Consider the following 13179-nt stretch of genomic DNA (forward strand, 5'->3'; position numbering starts at 1 on the left):
GCCGTCCTGGACGCCGACGCCATGAGCCGTCCACCCCGCACCGCCGACCGTGCGCTGCTGACGACTGCGAGGCGCGAGCCAACTGCCGGCTGGAGGCCAACGCTAGGGGGCGGATCTGGTCCCTGGCAGATGCGAATGTGGGGAGTCGGCCGGGACAAATGTCATGGGACCGTCGCGGCTGCTTTGCGTACGGGCTGGGTGACGGCGAGGATCTTCCTCCCGCCGGTCGGGCTTCCCTGGAGTGGGGCTAGTGGACGTGGCGCCGCAACCGGTAAGGGGTCGGTCGGCGCAGTCTTCGGCTGTTGAGGGCGGGATCGGCGGCCAGGACCTGCGCGTAGACGGTCTGGAGGTCGGGACTGGGGTCGATACCGAGCTGGACGGCAAGCAGTTTGCGAATACGCTCGTAGAGCTGAAGGGCCTCTGCCTGGCGACCGCAGCGGTAAAGCGCAGTCATCAACTGTCCCGACAGCCGCTCATCGAGCGGATGGGAGGTCACCATCTCCCTCAGGCCCGACACCAGCGTGTCAGGCAGAACCTCCGAGCGCAGTGCGACGTCGCTGTACTGCAACCAGGCGGCGACGTGCTCTTCGTCAAGCCGGGTGCGTAATCCCTCGGCCCAGGGGCTTGACAACCCGTCGAGAGGCTCGGCACGCCACAGTGCGAGGGCATCACGAAGCAGGGCACACGCGCGCTCGTGATCGTCGTAATCAAGTGCACCCGCCGCGGCCGTCAGTTTGCGGAAACGGTGTAAGTCCACCTGCTCCAGCGGGACATTCAGTACATAGCCCTCCGTGCGACGAATCAGTCCGGTGCTGTCGGGGTCACCCCCTGGCGGGGGCAGGATCGCGCGGATGCGAGTGATGTAGCTGTGCAGGGTCTTGCGCGCGGCGCGGGGAGGCTGCTGTCCCCATACGCGGTCGATCAACTGCCCGACTGTTACGGCCTGGCGGGCCTCGGCAAGGAGTACGGCAAGAACAAAGCGTTGCTTGGGAGGACCGAGATGGACCGGTTGTCCTTGGTGGGATGCCGCTATCGGACCGAGAATCCGGAACTGCACGGGCTCTCCTTCACATGGGTTGGCCAATTGTTACCGAGTCTCTCCCGTTGGCCCGCGAGTGCTTACCGGTGCTATGACGCGCGTAGATTCTGGCCCTCCCGGGAATCACGGGCGACTATCAGCCTCATCGGCTGACCCTACTCCAATTCTCCGCGAGTTCTCACGAATTGTGCCCTCGGAGTTTAATGACAGCATGCTTTGCGTTGTGTGTGACGAGAGTGGGATCGGCCTTCTTGATGGCGGCGACAGCCAGGTAGGTATCCTCGCCGGCCGCAAACAGATAAAGACAGCGGTCCCCGAACTGGATCACGCTCTGGTCCCATGTCGAGCTTCTGGTATGGCAGAGCGCTGCGACGTGGCGGCTTGTAGCTTGTATGGCGGACAGTGCCGCGGCCATGAGGCCGGCGGTGTCGTCGGAGACCCCATTCGAATATGACAGAGGGCCGCCATCCCCGGACAATAGAAGGGCGTTGATCACCCCGGGCGTATGGGTGAGATCTTCGGTAATCGACTCATAGGGCATTTCTGCTTTCCTTCTCTGGAGGCCCAGCGTTGGGGCGCGCAGGATCTGACCTGTTGCTGACCGGTTAACAGGCCTGGGTTGTCCTCCGTCGCAGTGGTGCCAAGCGCATCGCTAACTCTTCAGTAGCTCCGGCCGCCGGGCATAGGGTTTCGGTGTTGCCTGTCTGACGAAACAGCGGGCACTCGAACTGCGAGCGCGGCGTCGAGAAGGAGGCGCAGGCGGGCCGGGGTGGGGGCGATGGCGGTGGTGAGCAGGGCGCGGGCGTCGGCGAGCGGGGCCAGTACGGCGCAGCCGTCCGCCGGGTCTTCGCCCAAGTGGACCGGCTCCTCGATGGAGTGGGGCTCGGGTGTGACGACGAGGAGTTGGCCGCAGGCCCGGTGGCCGCCCAGGACGGCGGGGCCGTCCCAGGCGATTGCGGGGACTCCGTAGGCGGTGTGCTGGTCGAGGATGAGCCGCCCGGCGCGGCGTACGGTGAGGCGGGTGGTGAGGTGTCCGGGTGGCTCCGCCGTACGGCCGAGCAGCTGTTCCTCGCGTAGCAGCAGCCGCGAGGAGGCGGCGAGGTCGACGGTGTAGGTCTGGTGCAGGGTGCTGCCGTGCGTGCTGATCAACGGCTGGGGAAGCCAGGTCAAGGACGCGTTCTCGTCCGCCGTGAGCCGTACGTCGTAGCCGGCCGGGTCGGTGGTGGGGCCGCGCAGGGCGATGGTGGCGGCGGCGGTGGTCACCTCCAGTTCGGCCCGCGTCCGCGCGGTGATGTCGAGCGCCAGGCGGTCGCCTCCCAGCGGCGCGCTCATCGCCCCGATCACGCTCACCCGCGCCCGTCCGCCGGATGACCGTAGCCGCCGCAGGTGGAAGGGGCCGTCGCTGTGCAGGAGCGGGAGCGTGGTGGCGCGGCCGTTGTGTTCGGCGCGGATACGGGCGGTGGCGCGGACCCCGTTGCCCCAAGCGCCGTTCTGCTCGCCATCGCCGCCATCGCCGCCATCGCCGCCATCGCCGCCATCGCCCCCTTCGGCGCCGGCTGCTCGTAGCGGCGTGGCGCCCGCGGGCGGGTGGACGGCAACCACGGCGTGCGTCGGTGGCGAGCCGGTCGCGGGGGTCACGCGGCGCTCCCGGCTCGCCATGCGGTCAGGCAGCCGGTCACCCAGTCGGCGACCGGGCGGATCCCGTCGGCTTGGGTGAGGCTGGTGAAGGCGACGGGCAGGTCCCCGCGCCCGCGCTGTGCGTCGGCCGCCATGGTGTCGAGGTCGGCGCCGACGTAGGGGGCGAGATCGGTTTTGTTGACGACGAGGAGGTCGGCGGTGGTGATGCCGGGACCTCCCTTGCGGGGGATGTCGTCGCCGCTCGCCACGTCGATGACGAAGATCTGTGTGTCGACCAGGCCACGCGAGAAGGTGGCGGTGAGGTTGTCGCCGCCGGATTCGAGGAGGATCAGATCGAGTGGCCCGACGGTGGCCTCCAGGTCTTCGACGGCCTCGAGGTTGGCGGAGATGTCGTCGCGGATCGCGGTGTGCGGGCAGGCGCCGGTCTCGACGGCGGCGATCCGCTCGGGCGGGAGCACGGCTTCGCGGCGCAGAAACTCGGCGTCCTCGCGGGTGTAGATGTCGTTGGTGACCACGGCGATGGAAAGCCGGTCGCGCAGGGCCCGGCACAGTGCGGCCACGGCCGCCGTCTTGCCGGAGCCGACGGGCCCGCCCAGCCCGATGCGCAGTGCGCGGCGGCCGCCGTCGGGCCGCACCGGTTCGGCGCTGTGGGAGTGGCGGTCAGGCATGGTCACGGCATGGTCGAGATGCACGGCAACTCCATCGAGGTGGAAGGCGGTTCAGGAGGCGAAGAGGCGGACGGTCCAGGCGGCATGCTGTTCGCCGGTCAGGTCCAGCAGCGGTGCGGACGCGGCCGGGAGGAAGTCGACGCCCGCCTCGGCGACCCGGGCCGCGGCCGCTGCCGCGGCGGCGGCCACGTCGTCGAGTTCGGGAGCCAGCCGCGCCAGTAGTGCGGTCGCCTCGAAGGGGTCGAGGCTGAGCAGTCGTACGGCGGCGGTCGCGGGGCCGCCGACGCTCTCGTAGGCGGCTGCCTGTGCGGCATCCGGCGGGGTCAGCCCGGCCGCGCGAGCGGTGACCCCGAAGACGACGGGTTGGTGTACGCCCTGCGGCCGGTCGCGGGCGAGACGGTCCAGATCGGCCGAGGGCCACGTGGCGCGGGCAGCGCGGAGCAGCTGCCGACCGAGCCGTCGGGCGACCTTGCGCAGAGCGGGCATGGGCGTCCGGGCGTCCGCCGCCTCGTCCAGGAGGAGGGCGTCGTAGCCGGTGGCCGCGGCGGCCGCGAGCCCGGCGGCGGTCAACCCGGCTGTGTGCAGCCGCCCCCGGCAGAACGCTTCAAGGCTTGCGGTGTCGTGTACGCCGCCGGAGGCCACAGCGGCTTCCACACCGCCGGAGTGGGCGTGCCCACCGGCGGGGAAACGGCCATCGGCCAGGATGAGCAGGGCTGCACGGCTCACGGCTATGTGGTCCGCCTTTCCGGAACGGAGAGCTGGAACGGGGAGGCCCGGGCGGCGCCGTCCGCACCGCCGCCGGGTTGGTGCGGGCGCCGTGGCCCGATCAGAACAGGAAGTACCGCTGCGCCATGGGCAGTTCCGTTGCATAGGTGCGGCCCACCGTCTGCCCGTCCACCTTGGTCCGCACGTCAGTGGTGCGGGCGCCGCCGATGGTGACATCGAAGGTGTCGGGGTCGATCTCGATCGCCGGAAGCCCGCTGTTGAGCTTCATATCGGCCTTCGTCACATCACGCGTGCTGGCGATCCTGGCCGGCGGCTTGAGCAGGCCCAGCTTGCCCAGCTCGCCCAGTTCGCCGTCCAGGGCGAGTTCGGGGACGAAGTTGACGGAGTTGGCCCGCGGGGAGCGGCCACATGAGCCCCACACGGCGCGCGGCAGGAACGGCTGCGGCGTGGGGATCGACGCGTTGGCGTCGCCGATCTGCGCGTATGCGATCTGGCCGCCCTTGATGACCATATGCGGCTTCACACCGAAGAACTTGGGCTCCCACAGGACCAGATCCGCGAGCTTGCCCTGCTCCACGGAGCCGACGCGGCCGGCGATGCCGTGGGTGATGGCCGGGTTGATCGTGTATTTCGCGACGTACCGCCTCACGCGGAAGTTGTCCGCCTGGGCGGTGTCCTCGTCGAGGTGCCCGTACCTGGCCTTCATCACATGCGCGGTCTGCCACGTCCGCATGATCATCTCGCCGATGCGGCCCATGGCCTGCGCGTCGGAGGACATCATCGAGATGGCACCCATGTCGTGCAGCAGGTCTTCGGCGGCCATCGTCGACGGCCGGATCCGGGAGTCGGCGAACGCCCTGTCCGCCTCGACCTCCGGGTTCAGATGGTGGCAGACGATCATCATGTCGACGTGTTCCTTGACGGTGTTGACCGTCAGGGGCCGGGTCGGGTTCGTCGAGGCGGGCAGCACGTTCGGGTGGCCGACCAGGCTGATCATGTCGGGTGCGTGGCCGCCGCCGGCGCCCTCGACGTGGAAGACATGGAGGCCGCGGTACCGCCGGCCGTTGCTGCCCTTCTTGCCCCTCCTGGTGCGGGGTGTCATGGGTTCCATGGTCGCTGCGAGGGTGTTCTGCACAAATCCGGACTCGTTCAGCGAGTCGGCGTGCAGGGCGATCTGGATACCGGTGTCCTCGCATACGGCCAGGGCCGCGTCGATCACGGCGGGCGTGGCGCCCCAGTCCTCGTGGATCTTGAAGCCGAGAACACCGGCCCGGACCTGGTTCGTCAGCGCGTCCTTGTTGACGGTGCTGCCCTTGCCGAGCAGCCCGATGTTGACCGGGAACTGATCGAGCGCCTCGAACATCCGGTGGATATGCCAGGCGCCGGGCGTCACCGTGGTGGCGGTACTGCCTTCGGCGGGCCCGGTGCCGCCGCCGATCAGGGTGGTCACGCCGGCCGCGAGCGCCTCGTGGATCTGTTCCGGGCACAGGAAGTGCACATGTGTGTCGACGCCGCCCGCGGTCAGAATCCGTCCGTTGCCGGAGATGACCTCTGTCTCGGGGCCGACGACGAAGTTGGACGCGCGGCTGTCGTCGAACTTCTGCCGGTCCATGGTCTCGGGGTTGTACGCCTTGCCGATCGCGGCGATCTCGCCGTCGCGCAGTCCGACATCGGCCTTCACGATGCCCCAGTGGTCGACGATCAGCGCGCCGGTGATCACGGTGTCCACGGGCTCGCGGTCGCTGTCACTGCCGCGCGCATAGTGCGACTGCCCCATCGACTCGCGGATCACCTTGCCGCCGCCGAAGATCATCTCGTTGCCGCTACGGCCGGGCCCGCCCGCCCAGTCGGCCTCGATCCGGATGACGAGATCGGTGTCGGCGAGCCGTACCCGGTCATCCGCGGTCGGACCATACTGATCAGCGTATTTGGCGCGCGTCAGTGGCTCAGCCATCGAGCTCTCCGTTCCCGTTCTTGATCTGCAGGCCCTTCACCTTGCGCTCCCCCTTGATCGGAACGAGCTCCACGCACCGCTCGTCGCCCGGCTCGAACCGCTCCGATGTGCCCGACGGGATGTTCAGCCGTTTCCCGTAGGCCTCCGTCCGGTCGAAGACCAGCCCGGGCCTGGCCTCGTCGCCGGATCCGTATCCGTCGTTCACCTCGGCGAAGTGGAAGTGCGAGCCGACCTGGATCGGCCGGTCCGACGGGTTGCGCACCAGCAGCCGCGTGACCGGCTCACCGTCGTTGAAGCTCACCAGATGGGGCCGGCCAACCGGCAGAGCGCCCACCGGCGCCTCGCCGTGCTCCTCGCACCTCTCCTCCGGGTGCGGCTCAGGCTCGGAAACCAACTCGAACTTCCCCGGATGAACCGTCACTTCCTCCTCCGGCTCATCAAACGGATCGTGAATCGTCACCAGCTTCGTGCCGTCCGGGAAGGTCGCCTCCACCTGGACGTTTTGGATCATCTCCGGAACGCCGTCCATGAGCTCGTCGCGCTTGAGGACGTGCCGCCCCGACTCCATGACGGAGTCGACCGTGGCACCGGCCCGTGCCTCCTCGTACACATGCGCCGTCAACAGCGCCATGACCTCGGGATAGTTCAGCAGCAGCCCGCGCTCACGGCGCCTCCGGGCGACGTCCGCCGCCACATGGACCAGCAGCCGTTCCCGCTCGTGCGGAGTCAGGTGCATGCCGTCCCCTTTCCTGCTCGTCGCATTGACCCGGTGCGGCGAGGCTCACGAGGACCATTGATTCGGTGGCCGAATGCCCGGTGGGCCGAGTGCCGCTACGTGGTCACCGATCTCGACGGGAAACGGACACGGGGAGAGCGCCCCTAGCCCCCCATGGGGTGAAGCCGACGCACGCCCCGCGGAGAGCGCCCCTACGGTCTCGCAAGAGCCCGCGCGCGCCCCGGAAGGTGCGTCGCCGCGGCGCATGGTCAGGCGTGCGGCGCTTCCGTCGCAGCCGGGCGATCTGAAGTCGTACATGTCGTAGTCCCATGCCACTCGAGCCCGGCTGTGGTCGTCGTTCGCCCGGTCTTCAAGCGATGGGCACAGCTGTTACACAGACGACCCGCGTAGACCCCCGGCCGTCGCGCCAACCCCCTCGCCGGGTATGACGGTCGTGGCCGAAATGACGTGCATCACCTCGCGAAAGGGGCGTGGTGTCTTGCGCTAAGAGTGACCTTCCTGTGAGGGAAAGGCACCGATGACGTGCTCGAAAGCACATGCCGCCTGATCGGAAAGTCGCGGAATGCCCGGTTCCGAAGGTTGGCTGATTCGCGGTGCCGTGTGCCCCGTGGTTACATCCCTTCCGCGCCCAGGCATCCACGAAATCCCGGGCCTTACGGGATCCCGTGACCATGCCGCGGGAGCCGATCCCCCGTCGGCACCCATGCGCGGTCGGAAGCACAACGAGACAGTCATCCAAGGGAGACGCAACAATGAACAACGCGCCCAAGGTCGCCACCCAGGAGATCTCCGACGCCGAGCTGGACAACGTGGCGGGCGGGCTCGGCGTGGTGGGCGATGCTCTCGGCACCGTGGACTCCCTCACCGGCGCCGTCGGCACCGTCGGCCTCGCCACCAGCACGGTTGACGGTGTCACCGGCCTGAACACCACCGGCATCGTCGGTGGAGTCGTCACCACCCTCTGAGGCCGGTACCCCGCCTTCCCTGTGCCCCGGGCCCGCCTGGTCCGGGGCATTCGGCGGTCCGCGGCCGCATCCACGCCCCCTTCCGGAGCCGGAGCCCGGGCATCCGGCCACTTCTCTCGCGGTTGAGGAAAGACTTTCGTGCAGTTCCGCCAGCAGGCCCTTGCCAAGCTGCAGTCGGCAGAGGACATCGATCTGCCGGTGCGTTACGCCCGCCCCCAGGGGTGGCTGGCGCTGGCGGTCACGCTGGTGGTGATGGCCGGCGCCGCCGTATGGGCCGTCACGGGCACCGTGTCGAACACCCTGGAAACCACCGGCATCCTCACCCACGGGCAGGGCAGCTATGTGCTGCAGAGCCCCATCGCCGGTCAGGTGACCTCCGTCCTCGCGCAGGAGGGCAGCACCCTCCGGGCGGGCGCACCGCTGCTGAAGGTCCGCACCACCCGCGGCACCACGGTGGTGCGCACCATCGCCGCCGGCCGGCTCACCACCCTCTCGGTCTCGATCGGCTCCGTCCTCGCCACCGGTGCGAATGTCGCCTCCGTGGAACGTGTCCGCCGCTCCGGCGACCCGCTGGTCGCGACCCTGTACGTGCCGGCTGACCGGGCGGCCTCGGTGCGGCCGGGGGCGGCGGTCGACCTCAGCGTGCAGTCCGTGCCGACGCAGACCTACGGTGTGCTGCGTGGCGAGGTCCAGACCGTGGGCCGGGCCGCCCTGTCGCGCCAGCAGATCGGCTCCTCCCTCGGAGCCGAGCAACTTGGCGAGGAGTTCTCGAAACACGGCCCGCCGGTCGCGGTCCAGGTGCGCCTCCACCGCACCTCCGCCACCCGCTCCGGCTACCGCTGGTCGTCCCCTGAGGGCCCGCCGTACGCACTCGGCTCCATGACCCTGGCCAGCGGCACCATTCACCTGGCCGCCCACCACCCCATCGATTGGCTTCTCCCGTGACCGCGACGAATGAGGGCGGACCGCCCCGGCCCGCCCCCGCCGGAAGCAGCGGCGCGCGCCGCCCCCAGCCGGCCCGCGGACGGCGGCGCGCCCCGCGCGGCGGATCCGGGAGGTCAGGGCCGAGGAAACCCGGGCGCCGGACGGTACGTACCCCCACCGTGCTTCAGATGGAGGCCCTGGAGTGCGGTGCGGCGTCGCTCGCCATGGTGCTCGGACACTACGGACGCCATGTGCCGCTGGAGGAGCTGCGGATCGCCTGCGGCGTGTCCCGGGACGGGTCGCGCGCCAGCAATCTGCTCAAGGCCGCCCGGAGTTACGGTCTGCGCGCCAAGGGCATGCAGATGGAGCCCGAGGCACTTGCGGAGGAGGTCAGGGCCCCGGCGATCCTGTTCTGGAACTTCAACCACTATGTCGTCTACGACGGCATGGGACGGCGGTTCGGCAAGCGCGGCGTCCATATCAACGACCCCGACAAGGGGCGCCGGTTCGTCCCCGTCGAGGAGTTCGGCGCCAGCTTCACCGGAGTGGTCCTGGTCCTCGAACCCGAGGACGCCTTCCGCCGGGGTGGTCGCCGCCCCGGTGTGCTGGGCGCGCTGCCCCCGCGTATGCGCGGCACCACGGGCACCCTGCTGGCCTCGTTGCTGGCCAGTCTGCTGCTGGTGGCGGTGGGGGCCGCGGTTCCGGCGCTCAGCCGCACCTTCATCGACACCTTCCTGATCGGCGGCCAGGACTCGACGCTGGGGCCGCTGTTCGCGTCCATGGCCGTGGCGGTGGTCCTCACGGCCGTACTGACCGGTGTCCAGCAGGCGAATCTGCTGCGCGGACGCATCATCTCCTCCACCCTCAGCAGCGCGCGTTTTCTGCGGCATCTGTTGCGGCTGCCCGTCACGTTCTTCGCCCAGCGCAGCCCGGCGGACCTGGTCCAGCGGCTGCGCTCCAACGACACCGTCGCCGAGACGCTTGCCCGCGATCTGGCCGCCGCGGCCGTCGACGGGGTCGTGGTGGTCCTCTACGCCTTCCTGCTGTGGACGTACGACCCTCAACTCACCCTGGTCGGCGTCGGGTTGGCGCTGCTCAACGTGGTGGCGATGCGGGTGGTGATACGGCTGCGGGCCACCAGGACCCAGAAGTTGCGGGCCGACATCGCGCGGCTGACCACCACGTCGTACACCGGTCTCCAGCTCATCGAGACAGTGAAGGCCACCGGCGGGGAGACCGGCTACTTCCGCCGCTGGGCAGGGCAGCACGCCATCACCCTGGAGGAGCAGCAGCGCCTCGGTGTGCCGAGCGCCGCACTGGCCGTGGTCGCCCCCACCCTCGCCACGCTCAACAGCGCCCTCATCCTGTGGATCGGCGGGCTGCGGGCCGTCGAGGGCCATATCTCGATCGGTCTGCTGGTGGCCTTCCAGGCGCTGGTGGCCCGTTTCACCGCGCCCATCACCCGGCTCAACGGCGTGGCCGGCCGCATCCAGGACTTCTCCGCCGATGTGGCCCGGCTCAAGGACGTGGAGAACTTCCCGGCGGACTCCCTCTACACCCGCGACGAGCCGCGCGAGGACACCCGCCGGCTGACCGGACAGGTGACGCTGGAGAACATCACCTTCGGCTACAGCCCGCTGGACCAACCACTGCTGCGCGACTTCTCGCTGTCCGTCGGCCCCGGCCGGCAGGTGGCGCTGGTCGGCGGCTCCGGCAGCGGCAAGTCCACCGTCTCCCGGCTCGTCTCCGGTCTCTACACCCCCTGGGAGGGGGGCATCCGGATCGACGGACAGCGGCTGGAGGACATCTCCCGCGGGGCGCTGGCCGCCTCGGTCTCCTTCGTCGACCAGGACGTCTTCCTGTTCGAGGGAACGGTACGGGACAACGTGGCGCTGTGGGATCCGTCCATCCCGGACGACGCGGTGGTGGACGCCCTGCGCGACGCCGCGCTCTACGACGATGTGATCGCACGGCGCCCGGAGGGCATCCACTGCCGGGTGGAGCAGGACGGCCGTAACTTCTCCGGCGGCCAGCGGCAGCGGCTGGAGATCGCCCGCGCCCTGGTCCGCCGCCCCAGCGTGCTGGTGCTGGACGAGGTCACCAGCGCCCTGGACGCGCAGACTGAGCAGATCGTCATGGACAATCTGCGCCGCCGCGGCTGTGCGTGTGTGGTGATCGCCCATCGGCTCAGCACCGTGCGGGACAGCGACGAGATCCTGGTCCTGAACCGCGGCACGGTCGTCGAACGCGGACGTCACGAGGACCTTGCCGCCGCCGGAGGCCCGTACGCCGAGCTGATGAAGGAGCACTGACATGACGTCCGTTCACCCGGCCGCGCCGGTGGCCGCGGACGGCGGCGATGCGGTGATCCAGGCGCTCGGCGCCCTCGGCACGCCCGTCGACTGCGCCGGGCTGCGCAGGCTTCCGCTGGAGGGCCCGCAGGTGCTCTGGCTGGTGGCCGGCGGCGCCCTGGACCTGTTCGCGGTCGACGCCGCCGAAGAGGGGCACTGGCACTTCCTCGGCCGGCTGGAGACGGGCGCGGCGCTCCCGGGCCCGGTCGACGGACCGCTCCACACCCTGCTGGGCCGCCCCTCGCAGGACTGCCAGGTGCGCCGCATCCCGCTGCGCGAGCTGTACCGGCCGGAGGCGTACGACGCGTACGACACGTACGACGGGTCGTACGGCGCGGGCGACGTCGGCGATCCGTACGGCACGTACGGGGGCGGCGGCGTGTTCCAGGAGACCCCGCCCACCCCGCTGGAGCACGCCGTGGCGCTCGGGGTGAGCCGCAGCCTCGGCGTGCTCTTCCAGGCCCTGCTGGACGGCGGGGCCGCGCCCGACGCGGACGCGGCCGACGAGGACCTGCTCTGGCTCCCGGTGCCGCCCGGCAGTGTGCGCTACGGCGCCGAGTACAGCGCCCAGGCCGCCGGTGATCTGCTGATCGACGGCGCGCTGTGGCAGCGTATGGTCAACCAGCAGTACCGGCTCGGCACCGCCGTGGACCGCTGGATCGAGACCATGGAGCGGGCCCACGCGGACCGCACGGCGGCGGGGATCAGAGCCGGTGAGGCCATGCGCTCCCGCGCCGACCAGGCGCTGATCGCCTCCATCGGAGGGCCGCGGCGCGACCGTCGGCCGTCGGACGAGAACACCGACGACGCCGTGCACGCGGTGTGCCGCGCGGTGGCGGAGGCCGCCGGGATGACCGTGCCCGGACCACCGAGGGGCCGCGCCGCCGACGACCGTACGGATCCGGTGGAGCGCATCGCCGCACACGCCCGGATCCGCACCCGCGCCGTCCGGCTGGAGGGCCGCTGGTGGCGGGAGGACACCGGACCGCTGGTGGGCTACCGCGCCAAGTCCGGCGCCCCGGTGGCGCTGCTGTGGCGGCGCGGCGGGTACGAGGCGCTCAACCCCGTCTCCGGCATGCGGATCCGCGTCGGCGCGGGCAACGCGGAGGAGTTCGAACCGCGGGCCCTGATGTTCTACCGCCCGCTGCCCGACAAGCCGATGACGATGTGGCGGCTGATGCGCTTCAGCACCCGGGGCGCCACCGGCGATATCCGTAACTTGCTGATCAGCGGGCTGGTGACGGTGGCGCTCGGCGCGCTGGTGCCGCTGGCCACCGGACAGGTGCTCGGCGGATTCGTGCCCCGCGCGGAGAAGAGCCCCATCGTCCAGATCGCCCTCGCCCTGATCGTCTCCAGTGTCGTCGCGGCCGCCTTCATGCTGCTGCAGAACCTCACGCTGCTGCGGCTGGAGGGACGGCTGGAGAGCACCCTCCAGCCCGCCGTATGGGACCGGCTGCTGCGGCTGCCCACCACCTTCTTCGCCCGGCGCTCCACCGGAGAACTGGCCAGCGCCGCGCTGGGCATCAGCGCCATGCGCCGGGTGCTGTCCGGGATCGCGCCGACGGTCTTCCAGGCCGGCACCGTGGGCGCGATGAACCTCGCTCTGCTGCTGTACTGCAACGCCTCCCTGGCGCTGGCGGTGGTCGCCATGCTGCTGGTGGTCTCCGGGGTCTTCCTGGGGATGGGGCTGTGGCAGGTGCGCTGGCAGCGGCGGCTCGTGGAGAGCGAGAACAAACTCAACAACCAGGCGTTCCAGCTCCTGCGCGGCCTTCCCAAACTGCGTGTCGCCGCGGCCGAGAACTTCGCGTACGCGGCATGGGCCCGTGGCTTCGCGCACTCCCGCGATCTGCATCAGCGCACCGGGCGCATCAAGAACCTCACCCAGGTGCTGGACGCGGTCTACCTTCCGCTGGTCTCGCTCATCGTGTTCATGCTGCTGGCCGGTCCGGCGCGGGGGAGCATGTCGGCGGGCGCGTTCCTGACCTTCAACACCTCCGTGACCATGCTGCTCACCTCGCTCACCCAGCTCACCAACGCCCTGGTCTCGGTGGTCGCCGAGGGAGGGGAGAACTGGGTTGGCGCGGTCGGTGTGGTGGGCGCGGCGGTCCGCGTCGTCCAGCCGAGCGGGCTGGTCATCGACGTAGTGCCGTAGCTGATGGATGCTGATGGCGCCTTGGT

Annotated in this window: 10 protein-coding genes and 2 pseudogenes; 4 read left to right on the forward strand and 8 right to left on the reverse strand. The window is 70.1% G+C overall.

Annotation, left to right across the window (positions count from 1 at the left end; all coding sequences use genetic code 11):
• Positions 1-247: 247 nt before the first annotated feature.
• The 8 genes and pseudogenes from ACFV2X_RS50225 to ACFV2X_RS50260 all read right to left on the reverse strand — a co-directional run.
• Positions 248-1057 (reverse strand): BTAD domain-containing putative transcriptional regulator, encoded by an 810-nt coding sequence (locus ACFV2X_RS50225; protein WP_385629792.1) that lies wholly within the window; start codon positions 1055-1057, stop codon positions 248-250.
• A 160-nt stretch (positions 1058-1217) separates the two neighbouring features.
• Positions 1218-1580 carry a roadblock/LC7 domain-containing protein gene (locus tag ACFV2X_RS50230; protein ID WP_385629794.1) on the reverse strand — a complete coding sequence of 121 codons (363 nt, stop codon included), beginning with the start codon at positions 1578-1580 and terminating at the stop codon, positions 1218-1220.
• Positions 1581-1699: 119 nt separating this feature from the next.
• The gene (locus ACFV2X_RS50235) at positions 1700-2677 is read right to left on the reverse strand and encodes an urease accessory protein UreD (RefSeq protein WP_385629796.1); all 978 of its coding nucleotides are present in this window, start codon (positions 2675-2677) and stop codon (positions 1700-1702) included.
• Complete coding sequence (gene ureG, locus ACFV2X_RS50240; protein WP_385629798.1) at positions 2674-3369, reverse strand: urease accessory protein UreG; 696 nt, start codon at positions 3367-3369, stop codon at positions 2674-2676. Before ureG ends, ACFV2X_RS50235 begins: the two co-directional genes overlap by 4 nt.
• Before the next feature lie 27 nt (positions 3370-3396).
• Positions 3397-4071, reverse strand: a complete 675-nt coding sequence (locus ACFV2X_RS50245) for an urease accessory protein UreF (RefSeq protein WP_385629799.1) — start codon at positions 4069-4071, stop codon at positions 3397-3399.
• Positions 4072-4171: 100 nt separating this feature from the next.
• Entirely contained in the window at positions 4172-6025 is a 1854-nt protein-coding gene (gene ureC, locus ACFV2X_RS50250) for an urease subunit alpha (protein ID WP_385629801.1), read from the reverse strand.
• Positions 6018-6485: an urease subunit beta gene (gene ureB, locus ACFV2X_RS50255; protein ID WP_385629810.1), complete on the reverse strand. Its 468-nt coding sequence runs from the start codon at positions 6483-6485 to the stop codon at positions 6018-6020. The genes ureC and ureB overlap by 8 nt, the downstream gene beginning before the upstream one ends.
• Positions 6468-6761 (reverse strand): annotated as a pseudogene (locus ACFV2X_RS50260) (urease subunit gamma); the annotation flags it as partial. The gene ureB and the pseudogene ACFV2X_RS50260, both read right to left, overlap by 18 nt.
• 752 nt (positions 6762-7513) lie before the next feature.
• Here ACFV2X_RS50260 and ACFV2X_RS50265 point away from each other — a divergent pair.
• The 4 genes and pseudogenes from ACFV2X_RS50265 to ACFV2X_RS50280 all read left to right on the forward strand — a co-directional run.
• Positions 7514-7726, forward strand: coding sequence for a hypothetical protein (locus tag ACFV2X_RS50265; protein WP_014173113.1), 213 nt, complete (start codon positions 7514-7516; stop codon positions 7724-7726).
• 138 nt (positions 7727-7864) lie between these two features.
• A complete protein-coding gene (locus ACFV2X_RS50270; protein WP_385629804.1) occupies positions 7865-8671 on the forward strand; it encodes an HlyD family efflux transporter periplasmic adaptor subunit in 807 nt (268 codons plus the stop codon).
• On the forward strand, positions 8668-10962 hold the full coding sequence (locus tag ACFV2X_RS50275) for an NHLP family bacteriocin export ABC transporter peptidase/permease/ATPase subunit (protein ID WP_385629807.1): 2295 nt from the start codon (positions 8668-8670) through the stop codon (positions 10960-10962). The genes ACFV2X_RS50270 and ACFV2X_RS50275 overlap by 4 nt, the downstream gene beginning before the upstream one ends.
• A gap of 1 nt (position 10963) precedes the next feature.
• Positions 10964-13057: pseudogene (locus ACFV2X_RS50280) on the forward strand (ABC transporter transmembrane domain-containing protein); the annotation flags it as partial.
• Positions 13058-13179 lie beyond the last annotated feature (122 nt).

The organism is Streptomyces sp. NPDC059679 (assembly GCF_042734105.1).
GTDB lineage: Bacteria > Actinomycetota > Actinomycetes > Streptomycetales > Streptomycetaceae > Streptomyces.